Origin of the sequence: Nocardioides ureilyticus (assembly GCF_051280745.1) — a bacterium.
GTDB lineage: Bacteria > Actinomycetota > Actinomycetes > Propionibacteriales > Nocardioidaceae > Nocardioides.
This window is the reverse complement of the sequence record NZ_JBNCOG010000003.1, coordinates 78924-103050: the sequence shown is the minus strand read 5'-3', so window position 1 is coordinate 103050 and position 24127 is coordinate 78924. Positions and strand designations below refer to the sequence as shown.

Below are 24127 nucleotides of genomic sequence, written 5' to 3'. Positions count from 1 at the left end.
CCGCCACCCACTCAGACCGGAGGAACCCGTGACCCCGATCCCGACCGTCTCCGTCGACGGCGTGCCAGACCCGCTGCCCGAGCACCTGTCGGTGCTCGACGTGCGCGAGCAGGTGGAGTGGGCGCACGGGCACGTCGAGGGTGCCGTGCACGTGCCGCTCATGGAGCTGCCGCAGCGCCTGGCCGACCTGCCGGAGGGGCAGACGCTGGTGGTCTGCCGGGTCGGCGGGCGCTCGGCCCAGGCGGTCGGCTACCTCGTCCAGCAGGGGTACGACGCGGTCAACCTCGACGGCGGGATGCTCGACTGGGCGGCGGCCGGCCGGCCGATGGTCAGCGAGACCGGCCAGCCGCCACGCGTCGTCTGAGGGCCGAGCCTCAGGGCGTCTCGGACTCCGTCATGTCGGAGGGCGTGTCGGAGGGCGCGTCCGAAGGCGTGTCCGTCGCGGTGTCCGACGGCGCGTCCGTCGGCGCGTCCGAGGGCAGGCCGAGCTCCGGCGTCTCCATCGGGCACTCCTCCTGCGCCCAGGTGGTGAACGCGGTGGCCTGCTCCTGCTCCTCGGCGCTCAGGTCGCCGCCGAGCCCCTGGAGGTCCTCCATCGAGGAGTTCTCGTCGATCTCCGAGGCGGTGTCGAGGATCAGCTCGTAGCCCGCACGCGCGTCGTCGGGCAGCTCATCGGGAGTGCCGACCTCCTGCATCCGCTCGACCCAGTCCTGGAGGGCCGCGACGGCAGCCTCCTGCGGGTCCTCACCTTCGGCGGGGCTGGCGGACATCAGCGACTCGTAGAGGCTGTTGTAGGCCTCGCAGAACTCCTCCGTCGACGCGTCCTCCGGCGCCGAGCTCGCCTCCTCGTCACCGCCGCAGGCCGCCAGCGGGGCGAGCAGGAGCAGGGTGGAGGTGACGGCAGCGCGTCGCAGCTTCATGGATTTTCCTCACGGGTCGGGGACGGGGAGCAGCGCCTCACCCGTCGGGAGGGCACGGCCTTGACCGTCCCCAGCCTGCCACGGACTATGCACCAGGCTCCCCCGCGGCTGCGCCGGGGCGGTCGGTGGCCCACCTTGCGGGCAGCGGGAGCTCGAGCGCCCGCCGCAGCCGGCGCAGGTACGTCGCCCGCGGCACCTCGACCACCCCGAGCGAGGCCAGGTGGGGCGTGGACCACTGGACGTCGAGCAGCCGGTCGGCAGCGTGCTCGTCGCGGAGCAGGTCGACGAGGCCGAGCAGGGCGACCTTCGAGGCGTCGGTGCGCCGGTGGAACATCGACTCCCCGGCGAAGAGGCCGCCCACCGCGAGTCCGTAGAGGCCGCCGGCCAGCTCGCCGTCGTACCAGGCCTCCACCGAGTGCGCCCACCCCAGCCGGTGGAGGCGGAGGTACGCCGCTCGGATGTCGGCGTCGATCCAACCCTGCGGTCGCCGGGGGTCGCCGCAGGCGTCCACCACCTGGCCGAACGCGGTGTCCACGCGGATCTCGAAGTCCCGGGCGGACCGGCGCAGCGAGCGGGAGACCCGCAGCCCGTCGAGCGGGAGGACGCCGCGGCGGACCGGGCAGAACCAGTACATCGGGTCCCCGGGCGAGCCCGACGGCATCGGGAAGAGCCCGTGGCGGTAGGCGGCCAGCAGCGTGCCGGGCTCGAGGTCCGCGCCGATCGCCACCAGGTCGTCGAGCGGGTCGTAGCCCGCCGGGTCGCCGAAACCCCAGGCGGAGGGCGGCGGCTCGACGGGCACGCGGCCGACGTTAGCGAGCGGTCCCTACGATGGCGCGCATGAGCGTGAAGCGCACCGTCACCGGACGTCTCGGCAGGCAGCTCGCGCCGCGCATCGCCGAGCTCGCGCCGGGACTGACCACGTCGTTCGTCCGCGAGGCGCTGGTCCGCGCGATCAACGGTGTGGGCCCACTGCCGCCGGCCGCCGCGGCGGCGGAGAAGCAGCTGGCCGAGCAGGGTGGCGATGTCGCGAAGGCCGTGCACGAGGTGATCGAGAACCACGTGCGGTACGCCGGTGCGAGCGGCTTCGTCACGAACGTCGGCGGCCTGGTCACCGCCGCGGTCACCATCCCGACCAACATCTCGGGCCAGGCACTGGTCCAGTGCCGGATGATCGCCTGCATCGCGCACCTGCGCGGCTACGACCTGGACGACCCGCGGGTGCGCAACGCGATCCTCGTGACGCTGCTCGGCGAGGACAAGGTCGACGAGCTGGTCCGCAAGCGGAAGCTGCCCGCCCCGCCCATGGCGCTCGCGACCGCGCCCGCCCACGACCCCGACCTTGACCGCGTCGTGTCGGCGGAGGTCGCCTCCGAGCTGATCACCAAGGTCGCCGGCAAGCGGATCGCGGTGACGGTGGGCAGGCGGGTGCCGGTGGTCGGCGGCATCGTCGGCATGGGCGCCGACGGCTACGCCACCTGGCGGGTCGGGCGCTACGCCGACCGCGAGCTCCTGCCCCGCGCCCGCCGGTAGGCACGGAGCGCGGCCCGGCCGGCGCCGCTGCCCTGGAGCCGGCGCACCAGCCGCTCCCGCACGCGGTACGACGGCCGCAGGTAGGCCCGGTCCAGCGCCCGACGCGCCTCGTCGAGCTCCCGGTGCAGCCGGCCCTCCTCGCCCCGGAGCCGGGTGTTCTCGAGGAGCAGCGCGGTGATGGCGTCGACGGCTGCGCCGGCGACCTGCTTCTCCGGGGGCCGGTCCGGGTCGACCCAGCGGGCGGCCGGCGGGCCGCCGAGGAGGTCGGCGAGGTCGCCGACGACGTCGTACCCGCACCGCTCCAGCTCGCCGACCCACGACCGCGCCACCCCTTGCGCCCACGGGTGCACCTCAGGGGGCAGCGCGAGCCGCGGCGAGCCGGTGCGCCGCGACAGGGTCTGGTGGGCGAGGAGCTCGCGGACGAGCGGCCGGTAGTCGGCCGGCTCGACCAGCTGGTTGGCGGCCCGGTTCACCCGGCGCAGGAGCGCGGTCTCCGGCACCCCCAGGGACGGGTTGGTCCGCTCGGCGTGCAGCTCCAGGCCCACGCCGTCGAGACCGAAGGCGCGGCTGAACCGCTGCCAGAGCAGCTCGGGCGCGCCACCGGGCGGCGGGACGGTGACCAGGTGCACGTGCTCGGGGGGCAGGTCGCGGCCCCACCGGTCGAGGATGTCCGGGACCTCCTGCACCGCCCAGAACCAGCTGGCGATCCGGCCCTTCCGAGCGGGGTCGCGCACCTGCTCGAGGAAGGCCGCGTACGAGACGGTGCTGCGGTGCTTGACGTTCTCCTGCCACTCGGCGGGGAGCTGGCGGACCAGGTCGCGCGCCGACACGACGAGGTGCACCTCCGTGCCCCGGCCGTGGCCCAGCGACTCGAGCGCCCGGGCGACCTGGGCCCGGGACGCGGTCGCGAGGATCTCGTGGCTGACGATCGCGGTGCCCCGGTGGGCACGCACCTGCTCGGCCAGCCGGTCCCACGCACCGACGGCCTCGGTCTCCAGCCCGCCCCACGGCAGCCGCAGCAGGTCCAGCGCCGCGAGGAAGTGCGCGTCGAACCGGTCGGCGGGGTAGAGGACACGGGCGTCGGCGAGCCGCTCGCGGTTGCGGAAGAGGACGTCCTGCAGGTACGACGTCCCCGTCTTCGGCGTGCCGACGTGCAGCAGGACCCGGGCGCTCATCGGTCCTCCGTGCTGGTCAGGGGTCGGCTCTGGGCTGGACCCTGGGGTTCGGTCGTCGGCTCGAGGAGCAGCCGGAGCGCCACCTGCAGCACGCCGGCGTCGGACGGCTGGCCACCGTCCAGCGACCCCTGCGGCCCCGCCAGCAGCGTGGCCAGGTCGCCGGCGACAGCGTAGCCAGCGGAGCGGACCTCGGCATGCAGACCCGCGGCCCGCCGCCGTACCCACGGGTGGTGCTGGGCCGGCACCGCCAGCGGCTCCCCCCCGGCCGCGGCCAGCCGCGGCACGAGCACCCGGCGCAGCAGGGCGGTCCGCCGCTCGGCCGGCACCAGCAGGCCCAGCACCGGCGCGACCCGCCTGGCCAGCTCTGCGCCGTCGGCCGAGACCGCCGGCGGGGCCGGGAGCGCGCCGCGGGTGCCGGTGAGGCGGGGCAGGTGCGCCGGGTCGAGCACCAGCCGGACCCGGCCGGGACCGACCCGCCCGGCCCAGGTGCGGGCGGCCCGGAGCAGGTCGACACGCGGGGGGACCCGGTCCCGAGCGACGGTCCCCTCCAGCCACTCGGGCCAGGGCGGGCCACCCTCCGTCGTGACCCGGTGGCGCCAGGCGTCGGCCAGCATGGTGGGCAGGTCGGTGCCGAGGACCAGGACGACGGCCCGCCGTCCACCCGGGGGGCGGCCCCGCGCGACCAGCTCCTCGCGCACCGCGTCGGCCAGCCAGCGGTCGCCCACCAGCCGGTAGCCGCGGCGCCACCGAGACGGACGGGGCCGGCGCCGGGGCGGGAGGGGCGTCGCGGCGAGCCGGTCGGCCAGGAGGGACGTCGCGACCCGCAGCAGCTCGTCGGCGGGCAGGGCCGCCGGGTCGACCGGCGGTGGTCCGAAGGCAGCGTCGGCGCCGGCACCGACCAGGTCGAGGTCCGGCTGGCCACGGCCGGCCGCGCTCGCGCCGAGCACCTGCTGGGCCAGCGCCGGGGGGACGGGGCCGGCCGCGTTGAGCCGGCGCAGCAGCTCGAGCTGCTGGGCGCCGGGCAGGACTCCCGAGCGGACTCCGGGCGAGACGTCCCGCAGGGCGGTGCCGTCGACGTCGGCCTCGCCCGACCACTCCAGCCACGGCGTGGTGCCGCCGTCGCGGAGGTGGACGACCCAGGCCCGGGCGCGCCGCTCGCCGCGCGCGGCGTCGCTCACTGCTGCCGCAGCCGCTGCGCGTGCGTGCGGACCTTGCGCACCAGCTGCCGGTCGGGGTCCTGCCGGCGCGCGGCCTCGCGCGTCATCGCGGCGAGGGCGTCCAGAGACGCCTGCAGCTGCTGCTTGGCCGGGACCTTGTCGGGGTCGTGCCACGGCTCGTCCTCGCGCACCGGCGCCGGCCGCAGCTCCTCGAGGTCGCCGAGGACGTGGACGCCGCTGGAGCGGGCCCAGGTGATCCAGCGCTCGGCCTGCTCCTCGGCCCAGTCGTGCATCGTCGGCGGCAGCCGGAGCGGCGCCGACGTCCGGCCCACGAGCTCGCCCTGCGCGAGCATCTCGCGGATCAGCTCGTCGTAGGAGGCCTCGCGCCTGGTCGCCCGGTCCATCCGCCGGTTGAGCTGCCGCACCAGCTGCGTCTCGGCGATGCCGAGCGACTGGTTGGTGCGGTCGCTGTCCCGCGGTGCCCAGGCGGGGTCGATGCCGAACGCCGCACAGAACCGCAACCAGAGGGCGTCGGGCTGGGTCGCCACGACGGCCCGGGGCGGGACCGTCACCAGGTGCACCCGCTCCGGCGGCAGGTCGGCGCCCCAGCTCTCCAGGACGGTGGGCAGGTCGAAGGCGCGGGCGAACCACGGCCGGCCGCCCCGGACGCGGGCGAGGTAGCGCCGGTAGCTCCACTTGCGCCCCTGCTTGATGCTCTCCTGCCAGGCGGCCGGCACCTGACGAGCGAGGTCGCGGGCGGAGTAGACGACGTGCAGCTCGGTGCCGTCGCCGCCGAGCTCGCGCTTGGCCCGCGCCACCTGCGCCGCGGTGGCGGGCGCGAGGATCTCGTGGCTCACGATCACGCTGCCCGACCGCTTGCGGACCTTGCGCACCAGCGCGTCCCAGCTACCCACCGCGTGGCCGCGCGGTCCGCCCCAGTCCTGGTCGAGCAGGTCCAGGGCGGCGCGGAAGTGGAAGAGCGCCGGGCTCACCAGCGGTGAGCCGGTGGGGAAGTGGACGCCGCGCCTGGCGAGGGACCGGGCGTTGAGGGTGAGCCGGTCCTGCAGGTACGTCGTGCCCGTCTTCGGCGCGCCGATGTGGAGGTAGACGCGGCGAGGGCTCACGGCCCCGATTGTGCCAGCGACCTCCTGCGTCGTGACGCCCAGCGTGCGCTCCGGCGCACGCTGGGCCTCACGAGGCGCCGGTGGCGAGGGCCCGCACGACGGCCGAGGGGCTCGGCCGCCCGAGGTGCCGCGCCAGCCAGGCGCTGGTCCCCACGACGGCGTCGAGGTCCACGCCCGTCTCGATGCCGAGGCCGCGCAGCATCCACAGCAGGTCCTCGGTGGCGAGGTTGCCGGTGGCGCTCCGCGCGTACGGGCAGCCGCCGAGCCCGCCCGCGCTCGCGTCGAAGGTGGTGACGCCGGCCTGGAGGGCGGCGTAGGTGTTCGCCAGCGCCTGGCCGTAGGTGTCGTGGAAGTGCATCGCCAGCCGCTCGACGGGCACGCCGGCCGCCTCGAACGCCGCCACCAGCGGACCGACCTGGCCCACGGTGCCGACCCCGATCGTGTCGCCGAGGCTGAGCTGCTCGGCGCCGAGGTCGAGCAGCCGGCGGCCCACCGCGACCACCTGCTCGACGGGGACCTCGCCCTCCCACGGGTCGCCGAAGCACATGCTGAGGTAGGCCCGCACCCGGAGGCCCGCGTCCCGGGCCCGGCGCACCGTCGGCTCGAACATGGCGAACTGCTCGTCGAGGCTGCGGTTGAGGTTGCGCTGGGCGAAGGACTCCGTGGCCGAGCCGAAGATCGCGACGTGCCGGCAGCCGAGCTCCAGGGCCCGGTCGAGGCCGCGGTCGTTGGGCACCAGCACCGGCAGGTCGCGGACCCGGTCGCCGATCCGCTCGGCCAGCATGGTGAGCAGGTCGGCGGCGTCGGCCAGCTGCGGCACCCAGCGCGGGTGCACGAACGAGGTCGCCTCCACCACGGGAAGGCCGGCGTCGAGCAGCCGCTCGACCAGCTCGGCCTTCACCTCGGTCGGCACCGCACCGGCCTCGTTCTGCAGGCCGTCGCGCGGGCCGACCTCGTAGACGGTCACCCTTGCCGGCAGCGTCATGCCGGGTCCTCCTCCTCAGTGTCCGAGCCGATCGCCGTCACCTCGAAGAGGCGGGCCCCCAGCGGCACCTGGCCGCCGGCCACCGCGTCCACGGCCGTGACCGTGCCGTCGTACGGCGCGGTGAGGGCCATCTCCATCTTCATCGCCTCCAGCACGCCGAGCACCTGGCCGGCCGCCACCTCCGCACCCTCCGCCACCCGCACCTCGAGCACGGTGCCCGGCATCGGTGCCAGCACCGAGCCGTCCCCGAGGTCGGGGCCGTGGTCGGCGAGGACGTCGGGCCGGGTGAAGACGTGCCGCTGGCCGTCGAGGACCACCTCCACGGTGTGCGCCTGGACGTCGACGACCGCGCGCCGGCGCCGGCCGTCGACCTGGAGGACCACGACGTGGTGGGCGGCGCTCACCGCGGTCACGGGCACGCCGTCGACGGTGCCGGCGCGCCGGTCGACGACGACGGGCCGGTCGAGCTCCACGACGACCGGCGCCGGCGGTGCCCCGAGCCGCCAGCCGTCGGAGCGGAACGGGTCCTGGTCGCCGGTGACCGCCGGGTCCTGCAGGTACGCCGACGTCCACGCCGCGACGAGGCGGGCCTCGTCGGGCCCGGGCGCGTCGAGCCGGTGCCGGTCGAGCCAGGCGGTGTCGATGGTGGCGTCGCGGAACTCCCCGCCGGCCACCAGCGCGCGCAGGAATCCGGTGTTGGTGGTCAGCCCGGTCACGGCGGTCTCGTCGAGGGCGCGCACCAGCGCCCGGCGGGCGGCCTCGCGGTCCGGGCCCCAGGCGATCACCTTGCCGAGCATGGGGTCGTACGCCGTGGAGACGGCCTGCCCGTCCTCCAGGGCGTGGTCGACGCGGATCCCGTGCCCGCCCGGCCAGCGGACCAGGTCGGCGGTGCCGGCCTGCGGGAGGAAGCCGCTGAACGCGTCCTCGGCGTAGACGCGCGCCTCGACCGCGTGGCCCGCGAGCGTGACCGCGTCCTGGGTGAACGGCAGCGGCTCCCCGGCCGCCACCCGCAGCTGCAGCTCCACCAGGTCGACGGGGGCGCCGGCGACGCGGACCACCGCCTCGGTGACCGGGTGCTCGACCTGGAGCCTGGTGTTCATCTCGAGGAAGTAGAACTCGCCGGTGTCGGCGTCGAGGAGCATCTCGACGGTGCCCGCACCGACGTAGCCGACCTGGGCGGCCAGGTCGACCGCCGCTTGGGTCATCCGGGCCCGGGTCGCGGCATCGATCGTGGGGGCGGGTGCCTCCTCGAGCACCTTCTGGTGCCGCCGCTGGGTCGAGCAGTCGCGCTCGAAGAAGTGCAGCACGGTGCCGTGGGTGTCGCCGACGACCTGGACCTCGACGTGCCGGCCGCGCTCGACGTACTTCTCCACCAGCAGCGTGTCGTCGCCGAAGGCGCTGGCCGCCTCGCGGGCAGCGGCCGCCCTGGCCTCGGCGAGGTCCTCGGGGCGGTGCACGACCCGCATGCCCTTGCCCCCGCCGCCGGCCGCGGCCTTGACCAGGACGGGATAGACGACCTCGGTGGTCGAGCCTGTCGAGCCCACGTCCTCGAGCGAGTAGTGCGGCACGACCGGCACGCCGGCGGCGACGGCGACGTCGCGGGCGCGGTCCTTGCGGCCCATCTGCTCCATCACCGACGCGCTCGGGCCGACCAGCGTGACGCCCGCGGCCTCGAGGGCGGCGGCGAAGGCCGACCGCTCGGAGAGGAACCCGTAGCCGGGGTGCACCGCGTCGGCGCCGGTCGCCACCGCGGCGCCGACGACCTCGTCGACGTCGAGGTAGCTGCCGACCCGCACGGCCTCGTCGGCCGCCCGCACGTGCGGGGCGGTGACGTCGAGGTCGGTGTGGATCGCCACGGTCCGGATGCCCATCCGGTGCGCGGTCCGCATCACCCGCAGCGCGATCTCGCCGCGGTTGGCGACGAGGAGGGTGTGGATCCCCCCGCTGGTCGAGCTTGTCGAGACCATCGAGCTTGTCGAGACCATCGAGCCTGTCGAGACCATGTCCGCTCCCCTCACGTGTCCTTCGTCTGCGCCGGTCGGTCTCGACGCGCCCGTTGCGCCCTCGTCCCTCGGCCGCAGGGCTTGCTCGACCCGGTCGCCCCCACCCGCCGCGCTCGTTCCTCGCGCGTCACTGAGCGCCTCACATCCGGAAGACGCCGTAGGAGGGCGCCGGGACCGGGGCGTGCGCGGCGGCCGCGAGCCCCATGCCGAGCACCCGGCGGGTCTCGACGGGGTCGATGACGCCGTCGTCCCAGAGCCGGGCGGTGGAGTAGTAGGGCGACCCCTGGGTCTCGTACTGCTCGCGGATGGGCGCCTTGAACTCCTCGTCCTCGGGCCTTCCCGCGACCGTCGCCAGCACCGAGGCCGCCTGCTCGCCACCCATCACCGAGATCCGCGCGTTGGGCCACATCCACAGGAACCGCGGGTCGTAGGCGCGCCCGCACATGCCGTAGTTGCCGGCGCCGAAGGAGCCGCCGATGACGACGGTGAACTTCGGGACCACCGAGCAGGCGACCGCGGTCACGAGCTTGGCCCCGTCCCGGGCGATGCCCCGGTTCTCGTACTCCCGGCCGACCATGAAGCCGGAGATGTTCTGCAGGAAGACCAACGGGATGCCGCGCTGGTTGCACAGCTCGATGAAGTGCGCGCCCTTCAGCGCCGACTCGCTGAACAGGATGCCGTTGTTCGCCACGATCCCCACCGGGTGGCCCCAGATGCGTGCGAACCCGCAGACCAGGGTCTCGCCGTAGAGCTTCTTGAACTCGTGGAACCGGCTGCCGTCGACGACCCGGCGCACCACCTCGCGCACGTCGTACGGCGTGCGCGGGTCGGCCGGCACGACGTCGTAGAGGCCCTCGGGGTCCTCCGCCGGCTCCTCGACCTCCCGCACCTCCCAGGGCGGCCGATCCCCGCGCGGCAGCGTGTCCACGATCGAGCGCACGATTGCCAGCGCGTGGGCGTCGTCCTCGGCGAGGTGGTCGACCACGCCGGAGGTGCGGGCGTGCACGTCACCACCACCGAGCTCCTCGGCCGTGACCACCTCGCCGGTGGCGGCCTTCACCAGCGGCGGCCCGCCGAGGAAGATCGTCCCCTGCTCCTTGACGATCACCGTCTCGTCCGACATCGCCGGCACGTAGGCACCACCCGCGGTGCAGGAGCCCATGACCGAGGCGACCTGCGGGATGCCGCGCGCCGAGAGGTTGGCCTGGTTGAAGAAGATCCGCCCGAAGTGCTCCCGGTCGGGGAAGACCTCGTCCTGCATGGGCAGGAACGCGCCGCCCGAGTCGACGAGGTAGACGCACGGCAGGTGGTTGTCGGCCGCGACCTGCTGGGCGCGCAGGTGCTTCTTGACCGTGATCGGGTAGTACGTGCCGCCCTTGACGGTCGCGTCGTTGGCCACCACCACGCACTCGCGCCCGCTGACCCGGCCGATCCCCGTGACGATGCCCGCCGAGGGCACCGGCGTCTCCCCCGGGGCGCCGTACATGCCGGTCGCGGCCAGCGGGCTCAACTCGAGGAACGGGCTGCCCGGGTCGAGCAACCGGTCCACCCGCTCCCGCACCAGCATCTTGCCGCGGGCGGTGTGCTTCTCGCGGGCCGCGTCCGAGCCGCCGACCCGCGCGGTGGCGAGCCGGGCACGCAGGTCGTCGACGAGCGATCTTAGGTCCTGGGGCACGCGCCCAGGTTAGCGATCGTTAACCACTGCCGTCGAGGGGCGGCGCGGCGACGTCTGGGTTAGCGACCGCTAACCTCGCTCCGTGACCCGCCGCGCCCAGATCCTGGCGACCGCCGCCGAGCTCTTCGCGGCGCGCGGGTTCCACGGGGTGTCGGTCGCCGACCTCGGCGCGGCCTGCGGCATCAGCGGGCCGGCGCTCTACAAGCACTTCCCCTCGAAGGACGCGATGCTGGCCGAGATGCTGGTCTCGATCAGCGACGAGCTGCTCCGGGAGGGACGGGCCCGGGTGGCGCGGGCCGACGACCCGGCAGCCGCGGTGGTGGCCCTCGTCGAGTGGCACGCGTCGTTCGCGCTCTCGCGGCGCGCCCTGATCGTCGTCCACCACCGCGACTGGGAGTCGCTTCCCGGTGACGCCCGGGAGGAGGTCCGCGCACTGCAGCGGGAGTACGTCGACCTCTGGGCCGCCCAGCTCCAGCGTGTGCACGAGGGGCTGGCCCTGGACCGGGCCCGGGCGATGGCGCACGCGGCGTTCGGCCTGCTCAACTCCACCCCGCACAGCGGGCTGCTCCCGGACGGACCGATGCACGCGCTGCTGTGCGACATGGCGCTGGCCTCCCTGGGCGCGCGGGGTGTCGCGCCTGCCGGGGTCCCCGGTTCACCAGTGACTCCCCCGTAGGTCCCCCGTCGTCGCGGTCAGTCGTCGAGGGTCTGGTCGACCACGCCGTACTCGGCGTCGAGGTCGACGTCCCACACGGCGCCGTCGGCGTCGCGCACCTCGACCTCGTAGGCCTGGCTGGCGTCGTCGCTGGCCTCGACGCGGAGCACCTCGCCGCCGCCCACCGCCTCGACGGCAGCCTCGCCCGCCGCGTCCTGCTCGGCGTCGGTGAGCGGGCGGTCCGGGGTGTCGTCGCCAGCCTCGTCGGCGTCGTCGGTGTCGTCGTCGCGCTCCTCGGCGACCACCGACAGGTCCTCGGCCAGGGCGACGTCGACCTCGGTGCCATCGGCGAGGCGGACCTCGACCTCGTAGGCCTCGCCGCGGTCGTCGCTGGCCTCGACCTCGATGGCCGTGCCGCCGACCGCGTCCGTCGCCGCGGCCGCGACGCGGTCGCGCTCGCTGCCGTCGACGCTGCCGTCCGCAGTCGCGGTCCATGCGGTGCCCCCGACACCGAGGACGGCGACGACGGCGATGGCGGGCAGCAGGACGCGCTTGCGGCGGAGGGTGGAGGTGTTCATGAGGGGCTCCTGTTCTGGCTGCTCCGGCCGTTCCGGAGCTGGTGCGACCACCCTGCGACGGCGCCGCTGAACCAGACCTGAACGCCGCTGAAGGGCCGTTCAGGGACGGGGCAGCCGGACGGTGACCCGGGCCCCGCCGAGCACGCCGCGGTCGGCCCGGACCGTCCCGCCGTGCGCGCTGGCGAGCTCGCGCACGATCGCCAGCCCGAGGCCGCTGCCGCCGGCGTCCCGGGCGCGGGCCTCGTCGAGCCGCACGAACCGCTCGAAGACCCGCTGCCGGTCGTCCTCGGGGATCCCGGGGCCGTCGTCCTCGACGACCAGCTCCACGGCGTCCTCGGCCTCCCGCACGGCGACCACCACCGTGCTGCGCGCGTGGCGGGCCGCGTTGTCGAGGAGGTTGCGGACCACCTGGCCGAGGGCGACCTCGTCACCGACCACCCGGCCGGCTGCGACCCCGGCGGTGTCGACCACCAGACCCGCGCGGCGCTGGCGGCGCGCCTCGGCGAGGGCCAGGTCGTCGAGGTCCACCTCGCGGCGCTCCCGCGGCTGCGATCCGTCGTCGGTGCGCGCGAGCAGCAGCAGCTGCTCGACGAGGCGCTGCATCCGCGTGGACTCCTCGAGCACCGCGTCGGCGAGCTCGCCCTCCGGCAGCGCGCCGGGATGAGCGCGGGCCACCTCGGCGGTCTGCCGGATGCCGGCCAGCGGCGAGCGCAGCTCGTGGGAGGCGTCGGCCACGAACTGCCGCTGCCGGTCGCGGGACTCCTGCAGCCGGGTGAGCATCTGGTTCATCGTCCGGGCCAGCCGGTGCACCTCGTCGCGCGAGCGCGGCTCGGGGACCCTCCGGTCGAGCCGGTCGCCGGTGATCAGCTCGACCTCGCGGCGGATCCGCTCGACCGGTGCGAGCGCCCGGGTGGCCACCGCCCACGTCGTCCCGCCGACGAGGAGGAGGACCAGGGGCAACCCCACCGCGAGCGGGGTGAGCAGCGCCTCCGTGGAATCGGCGACGTCCTCGAGGGAGGTGGCGACGACGACGTGCAGCTCCTCGCCGTCCAGCTCGACGTCCTCGGTGACCACGAGGTAGTCGTGGTCGGCCCCCCGCAGCGTGACGTCGTCCTCCTCGACCGGCAGCGACCGACCCAGGGGCTGGGAGGCGGCCACCACCTCCCCGTCGGCGGTGACCACCTGCCAGAGCAGGTCGTCGGGGTCGTCCAGGTTGTCCAGGTCGTCCGCCTCGTCGGGGTCGGGCGTCGGGAGCCCCGACGACTCCACCTGGTCGGCCAGGACCGAGGCACGCTCCTCCGCGCTCGCCGCCAACCCGTCGCGCAGCGAGCCGCGGACCAGCGCGACCAGGGCCACGGCGCCGAGGAGGAGGACGACCGCGACGACGACCACCGCGGCGGCGGTGGTCCGCAGCCGCACCGACGCACGGCTCCACCGCGCGTCAGCCACCGTTGCCCGCCAGCCGGTAGCCGGCTCCCCGCACCGTCTCGATCGCCGCCCGGTCGAAGGGGCGGTCGAGCTTGTTGCGGAGATGACGCACGTAGACCTCGACGATGTTGGGGTCACCCTCGAAGTCGACGTCCCACACGGCGTCGAGGATCTGTCGCTTCGAGAGCACCTCGTCGGGGTGCCGGGCGAGGAAGGCCAGCAGCGAGAACTCCCGGGCGGTCAGCGACACCTCGACCTCGCCGCGCCAGACCCGCCGGGCCGCCGGGTCGATCCGGAGGTCGCCGAGCTCGAGCCGGGTGGGCCGGGGGCGGGCGCCGCGTCGGGCCACCGCCCGCAGCCGAGCCACCAGGACGGGGAAGGAGAACGGCTTGGTCAGGTAGTCGTCGGCACCGGTGTCCAACCCCTCGACCTGGTCCCACTCGCCGTCCTTGGCGGTGAGCATCAGCACCGGGGTCCAGTCCTGCTCCGCGCGCAGCGTCGCGCAGACGCGGTAGCCGTTGATGCCCGGCAGCATCAGGTCGAGGACGATCGCGTCGTAGGTGTGCTCCCGCGCCAGCCACAGGCCGTCGGTGCCGTCGTGCGCCACGTCGACGGCGAAGCCCTCCGCCTCGAGGCCCACCCGGAGGGAGCGGGCCAGCCGTCTCTCGTCGTCGACGACGAGCACGCGCATGGGGACCTCCCGGGTTGCAGGCATGGGGGAGCCCCAGTCTCGCGGACCCGTGCTGAACGCCGGCTGAACGTGTCGGCCCCTCGGGCCGGGCCGAGGCCGAGCAGGCCCTCAGAGCAGGTGGTCGAACGGGCGGCCGTCGGCGAGCAGCTCCAGGGCGCGTGCAGCCCGCAGGGCGGCGTCGTACGCCGTCTCCTCGTCGGCGCCAGCCGGGTCGGGGGTGCTGGTCGGCCCGGCATGGCGGTGCAGCAGGGCCAGGAGCTCCTCGCGGGACAGCCCGCGCAGGTGCAGCAGCACGATCGGGTCTGCCTCCACCAGCCATCCCAGCTGGTGCAGGACCGCCAGCGCGTGGACGCACGGGTCGGTCCAGGCGGAGCAGGTGCAGGTGGCGGCGAGCTCACCGCCGTACGGCAGCAGCTCCACGCCGGCGTCCTCGGCATGCTCCACCAGGTCGTGCGGCAGCTCGCCGGCGAGCAGCGCCGCCACCCGGCCGGACTCCGCGGCGACGGTCTCCACGAACGCCGACCGGGCCGCCTCGTCGAGGACGGGGACCGTGCCGGAGGTGGTCCACAGCCCGCCCTCATCCTCGACCGCGGCGACGAACGACCCGGCATCGACGATCACGCCGCCGATCCGGCCCGACCGCGCGAGGCGGCGGGCCGCGACCAGGTCGGCGTCGTCGTACGCCGCCTCCTCGACCGCTCGGAGCCAGGCCCGGGCCCACCAGGTCGCGGGGCGGGCCGTGCCCCGGCGGGCCGCCGCGCGCGGGTGCACGACCGCAGGCACCTCAGGCCTCCGGCCGCAGGGTGACGAGGTCGCGCAGGTCCGCGTCGGAGAGCTCGGTGAACGCGGCCTCGCCGCGGGCGAGCACCGCGTCGGCCAGCGCCCGCTTGCGGTCGAGCAGCTCAGCCACCCGCTCCTCGACGGTGCCCCGGGTGACCATCCGGTGCACCTGCACGGGTCGGGTCTGCCCGATCCGGTACGCCCGGTCGGTGGCCTGCTCCTCCACCGCCGGGTTCCACCAGCGGTCGAGGTGGATGACGTGGTCGGCGCGGGTCAGGTTCAGGCCGGTGCCGCCGGCCTTCAGCGAGAGCAGGAACACCGGCACGCTTCCCGGCTCGTCGGGGCCGGCTTGGAACCGCGCCACCATCGCCTCGCGCTCGCGGACCGGCGTGCCTCCGTGCAGGAGCTGGTGCGGGAGCCCCAGGCGGTCCAGGTGCGCCTCGACCAGGCGGGCCATGGCGACGTACTGGGTGAAGACCAGCGCGGCACCCCCCTCCGCGAGGACGGTGTCGAGCAGCTCCTCGAGCAGGTCCAGCTTCTGCGACCGGCCGGCCAGGCGGGTGGCGCTGGACTGCTTGAGGAACTGGGCCGGGTGGTTGCAGATCTGCTTGAGCCCGGTGAGCAGCGCGAGCACGAGGCCGCGGCGGGCATCCTCGTCGGCGCGCTCGATCCGCGCCATCGTGTCGCGGACGAACGCCTCGTAGAGGACGGTCTGCTCGCGGGTCAGCCGGAGCGGGTGGTCGGTCTCGGTCTTCGCCGGCAGCTCCGGCGCGATCCCCGGGTCGGACTTGCGGCGGCGGAGCAGGAAGGGGTCGATCAGGTCGGCGAACTGGCGGGCCTTGGTCGGCTCCAGACCGGACTCGATCGGCGCCGCCCAGACCTTGCGGAAGGCGCCGCGGCTGCCCAGCAGCCCCGGCGTCGCCCAGTCGAGCACCGACCAGAGCTCGGTCAGGTCGTTCTCCACCGGCGTGCCGGTGAGCGCCACGCGGGCCCGGCTGGGGATCGTGCGCAGGGCCCGGGCGGTGGCGGAGCGGGCGTTCTTCACGTGCTGCGCCTCGTCGGCGACGACGAGGTCCCACGCGACCCCGGCGAGCGCGGCGGCGTCACGGCGCATGGTGCCGTACGTCGTGAGGACGAACCCGCCTCCATCGGGGCCGACGTCGGCCAGGTCACGGGCGGCCCCGTGGAACCGGCGGACCGGCACGCCGGGGGCGAACCGAGCGACCTCCTGCTCCCAGTTGCCGAGCAGGCTGGTGGGGCAGACCACGAGCGTCGGCCCGCGGGCGCCCTGCTCGCGTCGGTGCAGGTGCAGGGCGATCAGCGTGACCGTCTTGCCGAGCCCCATGTCGTCGGCCAGGCAGGCGCCCAGGCCCAGCGAGGTCAGCTCGGCCAGCCAGGTCAGGCCGTGGCGCTGGTAGTCGCGCAGCTCCGCGCGGAGGGCCGCCGGCGACGCGACGGGTTCCCGGGTGGCCGCCGACCGGAGCCGCTCGCGCAGCTCGAGCAGGCGGGCGCCGACGACCACCTGCTCCTCGGACGTCCCTCCTGAGCCCGTCGAAGGGTCGCCGACCTGGACGGTGCCGGTGAGGGCGGCGGCGACGGCCTGGGCGGGGGTGGCGCTGCGCAGCAGTCGCTTGCGGGCCTTCCGGGCGACCGACGGGTCGACCACCGTCCAGCTGCCGCGCAGCCGCAGGATCGGAGAGGCGGCCTCGGCGAGCTGGTCCATCTCCTCCTCGGTCAGCGGCTCGCCGTGCAGGGCCACCTGCCAGCGGAACGCGAAGAGGTCCTGGGTCCCGAGCAGGCCGTCGTTGAGCGCCTCCTCCCTGACCTCCCCGGCCCGACCCGCGGCCTGGCCGGCCGGCGCGGCGTCGAGGACCGCGGTGGCGGTGAGGTCGCGGCCGAGGCTGCGCGGCCAGAGCACGTCGACACCCCGCTCGCGCAGGGCCGCGACGCCGTGCTCGAGCAGGCTCACCAGCTCGACCGAGTCGAGGGTGATCTCATCAGGGACGCGCAGCTCCAGCAGGCGGTCGAGGACTGGCCATGCCTCCGCGGCGGCGCGCAGCGCGATGGTGGCGTGGGTGCGGGCCCGCTCGCCGAAGCCGTGCCCGGCGTCCGGCCCCGGCTCGGCCCACAGCAGCGCGGCGTCGCACAGGTGGAGCGGGTCTCGCTCGTCGTGCACCTGCAGCACCAGCCGGACGGCGCCGGCGACCAGCTGCTCCTCGTCCGCCTCGACGCGGAGCGAGATCGTCACCAGCTGCGGCGGCTCCGCCACCCGGGCGCCGGCCGCGTGGTGGCGGTCGATCCGGGCCTGCAGGCGGGCGGCGAAGTCCCGGCGCGGGTGCGCGGGCGCCTGGGGGCGGCGTTGCTCGCCGGCGGCGCGCGGCTCCCGGGGACCCGGAGCACTGCGGGGCACGGCGTCGGCGACCGCGTCGAGCACCTGCCGCACCAGCACCTCGGCGGCGGCCGGGTCGACGCCGTCGTACGCCCGGGCGCGGGCCAGCATCTCCACCCGGTCGCGGTCGGAGCCGTCGAGGGGGCCGATCCGCCAGCCCGGCGGCCCGGCGTCGGCGGGCTCCAGCCGCCCCGCGGCGACCAGGCGCAACCCGAGCAGGGCGGCGCCGGAGAGCAGGCCGACGCTCGGGTGCAGGTCCTCGCGCGCGTGCGCCTTGGTCAGCACCGGCAGCGCGGCCCGCATGGGCAGGCTGACGCTGCGCCGCTCGTCGCTGAAGTCGACGACCCCGTCGCGCGGCGGCTCACCTGGCCGGAACGCAGCCGGGCCGGTGACGGGGACGAAGCTCACCGGAGCAAACGTAGTCACCCTCGCCGACAGAGGGGCTGCCGCTACGGTCGTGCCATGACGATCCTCGACCAGCCGATCGCCCGGCTCGACGGCACGCCCACCACGCTCGGCGAGATCACCGGCGGCCGGCCGGCGCTGCTGGTGAACGTGGCGAGCAAGTGCGGACTGACCCCCCAGTACGCCGGCCTGGAGGCGCTCCACGAGGAGCTGGCCGACGCCGGGTTCACGGTCGTCGGGCTGCCGTGCAACCAGTTCCTCGGGCAGGAACCCGGCTCCTCGGAGGAGATCCAGGAGTTCTGCTCGGCGAGCTACGGCGTCACCTTCCCGATGACCGAGAAGATCGAGGTCAACGGCGAGGACCGCCACCCGGTCTACGCCGAGCTCGTCAAGGTGCCCGACGAGGAGGGCGAGGCGGGCGACGTGCAGTGGAACTTCGAGAAGTTCCTCGTCGACGGGACCGGCACGGTGGTGGCCCGCTTCCGGCCCGGCGTCGAGCCGGGCGACCCGCGCCTGCAGGACGCCGTTCGCGCGTTGGTCTCCAGCGCGTCCTGAGGCTGCGGGCCGCCCCCGACCGGTCCCGGGTGACCAACCCCACGCGGCGCTGCGGCGGCGTCCGCTGGCCGCCACGTAGGAGGCGAGATTAGGCTCCGGCGGTGAGCACCGACCTGACCTCCAGCGCGCCTCCGGGCGACCCCACCGACCTCCCTCCCGGCGACACTTCTGGCGACACTCCCGGGGACTCCGACAGGCTCGACCGGGGCGTCCTGATGATCGCCGGCGTCGTCGTCCTCGGCGCGATCATGTCGATCCTCGACATCACCGTCGTCTCCGTCGCGCTGCAGACCTTCCAGCAGGAGTTCGACGCCACCGCCGCCGACGTCGCGTGGACGATGACCGGCTACACCCTCGCGCTGGCCTCGGTCATCCCGCTGACCGGCTGGGCGGCGGACCGGTTCGGGACCAAGCGGCTCTACCTGATGGCTGTCGGTCTCTTCACCGCCGGCTCCGTGCTCTGCGCGGTGGCGGACTCGCTCTCCACGCTGGTGGCCTTCCGCGTCCTCCAGGGCCTCGGCGGGGGCATGCTGATGCCGCTCGGCATGACCATCCTGACCCGGGCCGCCGGCCCGCACCGCATCGGCCGGGTGATGGCCGTGCTGGGCATCCCGATGCTCCTCGGCCCCATCTTCGGCCCGATCATGGGCGGTTGGCTGATCGAGACCGCCTCGTGGCACTGGATCTTCCTCATCAACCTCCCCATCGGCGTCCTCGCCCTGGTCTACGCGATGGTCGTCCTGCCCCAGGACCGCGTGGAGCCGTCGGAGACCTTCGACTGGGTCGGCATGCTGCTGCTCTCGCCCGGCCTCGCGCTCTTCCTGTACGGCGTCTCCTCGCTCCCCGAGCACGGCACGTTCCTCGCCGCCGAGGTGGCGGTGACCTCGACGCTCGGCCTGCTGCTGGTGGCCGCCTTCGTGCCGTGGGCGCTCCACCGCAACAACCGCCACCCGCTCGTCGAGCTGCGGCTGTTCCAGAACGCCAGGATGACCGTGGCCGTCATCGCGATGGCGCTCTTCGCCATCGCCTTCTTCGGCGCCAGCCTGCTCTTCCCGCTCTACTTCCAGCAGGTCCGCGGCGAGGACGCCCTCGGCGCCGGCCTCCTGCTGGCTCCGCAGGGCATCGGCGCGATGGTCACCATGCCCGTCGCCGGCCTCCTCGCCGACAAGCGGGGTCCGGGCAAGGTCGTCATGGTGGGCATCACGCTGGTCACCATCGGCATGGCGATGTTCACCCAGGTCGGGGCGGACACCTCCTACGCCTACCTGCTCGGCTCGCTCTTCGTCATGGGGCTGGGCATGGGCGGCACGATGATGCCGATCATGAGCTCCGCGCTCCAGACCCTGAGCGACCACAACATCGCGCGCGGATCGACGCTGATGAACATCACCCAGCAGGTCGCCGCCTCCATCGGCACGGCGTTGTTCTCCGTGGTGCTGACCAACCAGATCAAGGCGAGCGAGACCGCGGCCGCGTTCCTCGGTCTCAACAGCCAGCTCAGCCAGGCCGGAGGCGAGCAGGCAGCCGAGCTCAGGGCCCAGCTGGAGGCGATCGCACCGGTGGCCCTGCCCGAGCTGGCGGACGCCTTCGCGACCGTCTTCATCGTGGGCACGGTCCTGGTCGGCTGCGTGCTGGTCCCGGCGTTCTTCCTGCCCCGCAAGCCTCCGGAGGAGCCGGTCGACCCGACCGCCATGATCGGTCACTGACCCCTCTCATCTGCCGCCTCGTGCTGCCCAGCGTGCGCTCTGGCGCACGGTGGGCAGCACGCGGCGTCTCGGGGGTCAGCCGGCGAGCGCGAGCACCAGGGGGTGAACCTCCGCGGCACCGGCACGCCGCAGCGCCTGCGCGGCCAGGGTGAGCGTCCAGCCGGTGTCGGTCCGGTCGTCGACCAGCAGCACCCGGGCTCCCGCGGGCACGTCGGCCCGCAGGTCGAAGCGGCGACCCACGGCCGCCACGCGCTGGGCGGAGTTCGCCGCTCCCTGCCCGGGGGCCACGTCGGGGTCCACGATCGCCCAGGTCCCCACGACGGGGATCTTGAGGTAGCGCGAGAGCCCGGAGGCGAGGTCGGCCACGAGGGTCGGGCGGGTGGCGGACTCGACGTGCACGACCGCGTCGACGGCGGGCCGCCAGTCGCCCAGCACGTCGACGACCGCCCGCACCAGCGGCACCGGGACCGGGCCGTCCGGGGTGTCGGCGCGGAACAGCTCGCGCAGCGCCTGGCCGTGCCCGAGGTCGGTCAGCCGGGCCACGGCGCGGCCCTCGGCGGCGCCCTCGCGGATCTTGCCCTTGAGGTCGACGCCGAGGTTGGCCAGCGCGGTCGGCCACATCTTGCGCGGCTCCACGACGACACCGGGCCGCGCCAGCCGGCTCTCGGCCTCCTCGAGGGCCGCGGCGGAGACGTCGGCGGAGAGCTGCAGGCCGCCGCAGTTGTCGCACCTGCCGCAGTCGGTCGACTCGGGGTCGTCGAGCTGGTCACGCAGGAACCGCATCCGGCACCGGTCGGTGGCGATGTAGTCGAGCATCGCCTGCTGCTCGCGCTCGCGCGCCTCGGTCACCCGCCGGTACCGGTCCTCGTCGTAGGCCCACTCGCGCCCGGTGGACTCCCAGCCGCCGCGCACCCGGCGTACGGCGCCGTCGACGTCGAGCACCTTGAGCATCGTCTCCAGCCGGGTTCGGTTGAGCTCGACACGGGTCTCGAGCGCCGCGGTGCTCATCGGGCGGCCCTCCTCGGCGAGGACCGCGAGGGTCTGCCGGACGACCTCCTCGCGCGGGAAGGCCAGCGAGGCGAAGTAGGCCCAGATGTCGCGGTCCTCGACCGCGGGCAGCAGCACGACGACCGCCTCGTCGGTGCCGCGGCCGGCCCGGCCGACCTGCTGGTAGTAGGCCACCGGCGAGGACGGTGCGCCCATGTTCACGACGAAGCCGAGCGTCGCGTCGAAGCCCATGCCGAGGGCGCTGGTCGCCACCAGCGCCTTCACCCGCCCCGCGGCGAGGTCCTGCTCCAGCGCCTGCCGCTCGGTGGCGTCGGTCTGGCCGGAGTACGCCGCGACGTCGTGGCCGCGGGAGCGGAGGTAGTCGGCGATCTCCTGGGTGGCCGCGACGGTCAGGCAGTAGACGATGCCGGACCCGGGCTGCTCGGCGAGGTGGTCGGCCAGCCAGGCCAGCCGCTGCTCGGCCGTCCGGAGGCGCACCACACCCAGTCGCAGCGACTCCCGGTCCAGCGAGCCGCGGAGCACGAGCACCTGCTGGCCGAGGGGACCGAGCTGCTCGGCGACGTCGGCGGTGACCCGCTCGTTGGCGGTCGCGGTGGTGGCGAGCACGGGGATCCCGTCGGGCAGCTCGGCCAGGAGCGTGCGGATGCGGCGGTAGTCGGGCCGGAAGTCGTGACCCCAGTCGGAGATGCAGTGGGCCTCGTCGACGACGAGGAGGCCGCAGGTGGCCGCGAGCCGGGGCAGCACCTCGTCCCGGAAGCCGGGGTTGTTCAGCCGCTCGGGGCTGACCAGGAGCACGTCGACCTCACCGGCGCGGATCGCCTCGTGGACTGGCTCCCAGTCCTCGATGTTGGTCGAGTTGATGGTCACGGCGCGGATGCCGGCCCGCTCGGCGGCCGCGATCTGGTTGCGCATCAGCGCCAGCAGCGGGGAGACGATCACCGTGGGTCCCGCGCCCTGCCCGCGCAGGAGCAGCGTGGCGACGAAGTAGACCGCCGACTTGCCCCAGCCGGTGCGCTGGACGACCAGCGCCCGGCGACGGTCGACCGCGAGCGCCTCGATGGCCGCCCACTGGTCCTCGCGCAGGACCGGGTCGGGCTGCCCCTCCCTGGTCCCGACGAGGGCGCGCAGGTGCGCCTCGGCCTGCTCGCGTACGTCGGTCGCGGTCGCCGGGGTGCTCGCAGCGGGAGGAGGGGTCATGCCGCCTGTCTACCAGCGGACGCCGACGAGTCCCGCCGCCATCCACAGGCGAAGCAGGTCGAATCGGGACTTGCGACCGTCGAGTCGTGACCTGTGACCGTCGAGGCGGCCGATTGAACGGTCACAACCCCCGATTCGACCGGCACAGACCCTGATTGAACGGTCACAGGTCCCGACTCGACACGGTCACCAGATGCGCACCCGCCGGTCGGGGTCGAGCCACAGCCCGTCGCCCTCGCGGGTCTCGAAGACCTCGTGGAACTCGTCGAGGTTGCGCACGATGTTGGCGCGGAACTCCGGCGGGCTGTGCGGGTCGATGGTGAGGTACTGCTGCTCCTGCTGCGTGCGTCGCTTGGTCCGCCACACGTAGGCCCAGTTCAGGAAGAGCCGGCGCCGGTCCTCCACCGAGGCGTCGCCGCCCTGGGAGATGAGGAAGGCGCGGTGGGCGATGGTGAGGCCGCCGAGGTCGCCGATGTTCTCGCCGACGGTCAGCGACCCGTTGACCCGCTCCCCGGGCAGGTTGCGCGGCTCGAAGGCGTCGTACTGCTCGATCAGGGTCTTCGACCGGACCTCGAAGGCGGCCTTGTCGTCGGCGGTCCACCAGTCGTTGAGGTTGCCCTCGCCGTCGTACTGGGCGCCCTGGTCGTCGAAGCCGTGGCCGATCTCGTGGCCGATCACGGCGCCGATGCCGCCGTAGTTCTCCGCCGGGTGGGCGTCGGGGCTGAAGAAGGGCTTCTGCAGGATGCCGGCCGGGAAGCAGATCTCGTTGGTGCCGGGGTTGTAGTAGGCGTTGACCGTCTGCGGCAGCATGAACCACTCGTCGCGGTCGACCGGGCTGCCGATCTTCGCGAGCTGCCGGTCGGTCTCGAAGGCGGCGGCCGCGGCCACGTTGCCGAGCAGGTCGTCGGAGGTGACCTGGAGCGCGGAGTAGTCCCGGAACTCCTCGGGGTAGCCGATCTTGGGCCGGAAGGTCGCGAGCTTCTCGTAGGCGCGCTCCTTGGTCTCCTCGGTCATCCAGTCCAGCCGGGAGATCGACTCGCGGTAGGCCGCCAGCAGGTTGGCGACCAGGTCGTCCATGAGGGCCTTGGAGGTCGGCGGGAAGTGGCGGGCGACGTACTCCTTGCCCACCGCCTCCCCGATGGCGCCCTCGACGAAGGCGACGCCGCGCTTCCACCGCGCCCGCAGCTCGGGCGTGCCGTTGAGGGTGCGGCCGTAGAAGTCGAAGTTGGTCTCGACGAACGCCTCGGGCAGGTACGGCGCGGACGAGCGCAGGACGTGGCTGAGCAGCCACGCGCGCCAGTCCTCGAGCGGCACCTCGTCGAGCACGGTCGAGAGGTGCTCGAAGAACGACGGCTGCCGCACGCACACCTCGGCGAGGGTCTGCTCGTCGCCGCCGAGGTTGGTGACGTAGGCGTCCCAGTCGAACGACGGGCACAGCTGCTTCAGCTCGGCGAGGGTCCGGAGGTTGTAGGTGCGCTGGACGTCGCGCGTCTCGGCGCGCTCCCAGTGGCCCTTGGCCAGGCGGGTGTCGATCTCGAGGACGGTGCGGGCCGCGGCGCCGGGGTCCGGGTGCTCGCCTAGGCCGAACATCCGCTCCAGGTAGCCGACGTAGGCGTCGCGGATGTCGGCGAACTTCTCGTCGCGGTAGTAGGACTCGTCGGGCAGCCCGAGCCCGCCCTGGACGAGGTGGAAGAGGTAGCGGTCCGAGCGGCGGTCGTCGGTGTCGACGTAGGAGCCGAAGAGGCCGTGGCCGCCGACCCGCTCGAACTCGCCCAAGAAGGCCGCGAGGTCGCGGACGTCGCGCAGGCCCTCGACCGCGTCGAGCAGCGCCTTGATCGGCCGCAACCCCCGCCGGTCGATCGCGTCGGTGTCCATGAAGGAGGCGTAGAGGTCGCCGATCTTGCGGGCGTCCTCGTCGCCGGCCTCGCCCTCGGCCGCCCGCGCGGCGAGGGTCTCGATGATCTCGCGGACGTGCTCCTCGGCGGCGTCGGCGAGCTGGACGAAGGGACCCCAGCTCGACCGGTCGCTCGGGATCTCCGTCTCGTCGAGCCAGCGGCCGTTGACGTGGCCGAAGAGGTCGTCCTGCGGCCGGATGTCGAGGTTCATGCCCGGGCGGGCGTCGTCGAGGATCGTCACGCCGTCGACCTTAACCGGGAGCGGGGACGG

General features: G+C 74.4%; 20 protein-coding genes. 5 read left to right on the top strand and 15 right to left on the bottom strand.

Translation table 11 applies throughout. From position 1 onward, the window contains the following. Nucleotides 1-28 precede the first annotated feature (28 nt). Entirely contained in the window at nt 29-364 is a 336-nt protein-coding gene (locus ACSMHG_RS02790; RefSeq protein WP_435741853.1) for a rhodanese-like domain-containing protein, read from the top strand. Nucleotides 365-374: 10 nt separating this feature from the next. On the opposite strand, the gene ACSMHG_RS02785 is transcribed toward ACSMHG_RS02790, so the two are convergent. Both ACSMHG_RS02785 and aat read right to left on the bottom strand, forming a co-directional pair. Further along, nucleotides 375-920, bottom strand: a complete 546-nt coding sequence (locus ACSMHG_RS02785) for a hypothetical protein (RefSeq protein ID WP_435741852.1) — start codon at nt 918-920, stop codon at nt 375-377. Nucleotides 921-1005: 85 nt separating this feature from the next. Then, nucleotides 1006-1719 carry a leucyl/phenylalanyl-tRNA--protein transferase gene (aat, locus tag ACSMHG_RS02780; protein ID WP_435741851.1) on the bottom strand — a complete coding sequence of 238 codons (714 nt, stop codon included), beginning with the start codon at nt 1717-1719 and terminating at the stop codon, nt 1006-1008. A 38-nt stretch (nt 1720-1757) separates the two neighbouring features. On the opposite strand from aat, the gene ACSMHG_RS02775 reads away from it, so the two are divergent. Then, a complete protein-coding gene (locus ACSMHG_RS02775) occupies nt 1758-2450 on the top strand; it encodes an EcsC family protein (protein ID WP_435741850.1) in 693 nt (230 codons plus the stop codon). Here ACSMHG_RS02775 and ACSMHG_RS02770 read toward each other — a convergent pair. From ACSMHG_RS02770 to ACSMHG_RS02745, 6 genes are all read right to left on the bottom strand, one after another. After that, entirely contained in the window at nt 2411-3625 is a 1215-nt protein-coding gene (locus ACSMHG_RS02770; RefSeq protein ID WP_435741849.1) for a hypothetical protein, read from the bottom strand. The genes ACSMHG_RS02775 and ACSMHG_RS02770 overlap by 40 nt on opposite strands. Next, on the bottom strand, nt 3622-4803 hold the full coding sequence (locus ACSMHG_RS02765) for a hypothetical protein (RefSeq protein ID WP_435741848.1): 1182 nt from the start codon (nt 4801-4803) through the stop codon (nt 3622-3624). The genes ACSMHG_RS02770 and ACSMHG_RS02765 overlap by 4 nt, the downstream gene beginning before the upstream one ends. Continuing rightward, entirely contained in the window at nt 4800-5906 is a 1107-nt protein-coding gene (locus ACSMHG_RS02760; protein WP_435741847.1) for a hypothetical protein, read from the bottom strand. The genes ACSMHG_RS02765 and ACSMHG_RS02760 overlap by 4 nt, the downstream gene beginning before the upstream one ends. Nucleotides 5907-5973: 67 nt before the next feature. Further along, nucleotides 5974-6891, bottom strand: coding sequence for a hydroxymethylglutaryl-CoA lyase (locus ACSMHG_RS02755; protein ID WP_435741846.1), 918 nt, complete (start codon nt 6889-6891; stop codon nt 5974-5976). Further along, complete coding sequence (locus tag ACSMHG_RS02750; protein ID WP_435741844.1) at nt 6888-8909, bottom strand: acetyl/propionyl/methylcrotonyl-CoA carboxylase subunit alpha; 2022 nt, start codon at nt 8907-8909, stop codon at nt 6888-6890. Before ACSMHG_RS02750 ends, ACSMHG_RS02755 begins: the two co-directional genes overlap by 4 nt. A gap of 124 nt (nt 8910-9033) precedes the next feature. Then, the gene (locus tag ACSMHG_RS02745) at nt 9034-10569 is read right to left on the bottom strand and encodes a carboxyl transferase domain-containing protein (protein WP_435741843.1); all 1536 of its coding nucleotides are present in this window, start codon (nt 10567-10569) and stop codon (nt 9034-9036) included. Nucleotides 10570-10651: 82 nt separating this feature from the next. Between ACSMHG_RS02745 and ACSMHG_RS02740 the strand changes: the two genes are divergently transcribed. Beyond that, nucleotides 10652-11245, top strand: a complete 594-nt coding sequence (locus ACSMHG_RS02740) for an SACE_7040 family transcriptional regulator (RefSeq protein ID WP_435741842.1) — start codon at nt 10652-10654, stop codon at nt 11243-11245. A gap of 17 nt (nt 11246-11262) precedes the next feature. Here ACSMHG_RS02740 and ACSMHG_RS02735 read toward each other — a convergent pair whose 3' ends face one another. The 5 genes from ACSMHG_RS02735 to ACSMHG_RS02715 all read right to left on the bottom strand — a co-directional run bounded on the left by ACSMHG_RS02735 (nt 11263) and on the right by ACSMHG_RS02715 (nt 17498). Next, nucleotides 11263-11802 (bottom strand): PepSY domain-containing protein, encoded by a 540-nt coding sequence (locus tag ACSMHG_RS02735; protein WP_435741841.1) that lies wholly within the window; start codon nt 11800-11802, stop codon nt 11263-11265. Nucleotides 11803-11901: 99 nt separating this feature from the next. Next, a complete protein-coding gene (locus ACSMHG_RS02730) occupies nt 11902-13251 on the bottom strand; it encodes a sensor histidine kinase (protein ID WP_435741840.1) in 1350 nt (449 codons plus the stop codon). Continuing rightward, nucleotides 13244-13945, bottom strand: a complete 702-nt coding sequence (locus ACSMHG_RS02725) for a response regulator transcription factor (protein ID WP_435741839.1) — start codon at nt 13943-13945, stop codon at nt 13244-13246. Before ACSMHG_RS02725 ends, ACSMHG_RS02730 begins: the two co-directional genes overlap by 8 nt. Nucleotides 13946-14029: 84 nt before the next feature. After that, entirely contained in the window at nt 14030-14692 is a 663-nt protein-coding gene (locus ACSMHG_RS02720) for an SWIM zinc finger family protein (protein ID WP_435741838.1), read from the bottom strand. 13 nt (nt 14693-14705) lie between these two features. Continuing rightward, nucleotides 14706-17498, bottom strand: coding sequence for a DEAD/DEAH box helicase (locus tag ACSMHG_RS02715; RefSeq protein WP_435741837.1), 2793 nt, complete (start codon nt 17496-17498; stop codon nt 14706-14708). Nucleotides 17499-17552: 54 nt separating this feature from the next. On the opposite strand from ACSMHG_RS02715, the gene ACSMHG_RS02710 reads away from it, so the two are divergent. Together ACSMHG_RS02710 and ACSMHG_RS02705 are read left to right on the top strand one after the other, a co-directional pair. Further along, a complete protein-coding gene (locus ACSMHG_RS02710; RefSeq protein WP_435741836.1) occupies nt 17553-18050 on the top strand; it encodes a glutathione peroxidase in 498 nt (165 codons plus the stop codon). 101 nt (nt 18051-18151) lie between these two features. Beyond that, nucleotides 18152-19756 (top strand): DHA2 family efflux MFS transporter permease subunit, encoded by a 1605-nt coding sequence (locus ACSMHG_RS02705; RefSeq protein ID WP_435741835.1) that lies wholly within the window; start codon nt 18152-18154, stop codon nt 19754-19756. A 75-nt stretch (nt 19757-19831) separates the two neighbouring features. Here ACSMHG_RS02705 and ACSMHG_RS02700 read toward each other — a convergent pair whose 3' ends face one another. Together ACSMHG_RS02700 and ACSMHG_RS02695 are read right to left on the bottom strand one after the other, a co-directional pair. Further along, nucleotides 19832-21961, bottom strand: a complete 2130-nt coding sequence (locus tag ACSMHG_RS02700) for a RecQ family ATP-dependent DNA helicase (protein ID WP_435741833.1) — start codon at nt 21959-21961, stop codon at nt 19832-19834. Nucleotides 21962-22147: 186 nt separating this feature from the next. After that, complete coding sequence (locus ACSMHG_RS02695; protein ID WP_435741832.1) at nt 22148-24097, bottom strand: M13 family metallopeptidase; 1950 nt, start codon at nt 24095-24097, stop codon at nt 22148-22150. Nucleotides 24098-24127 lie beyond the last annotated feature (30 nt).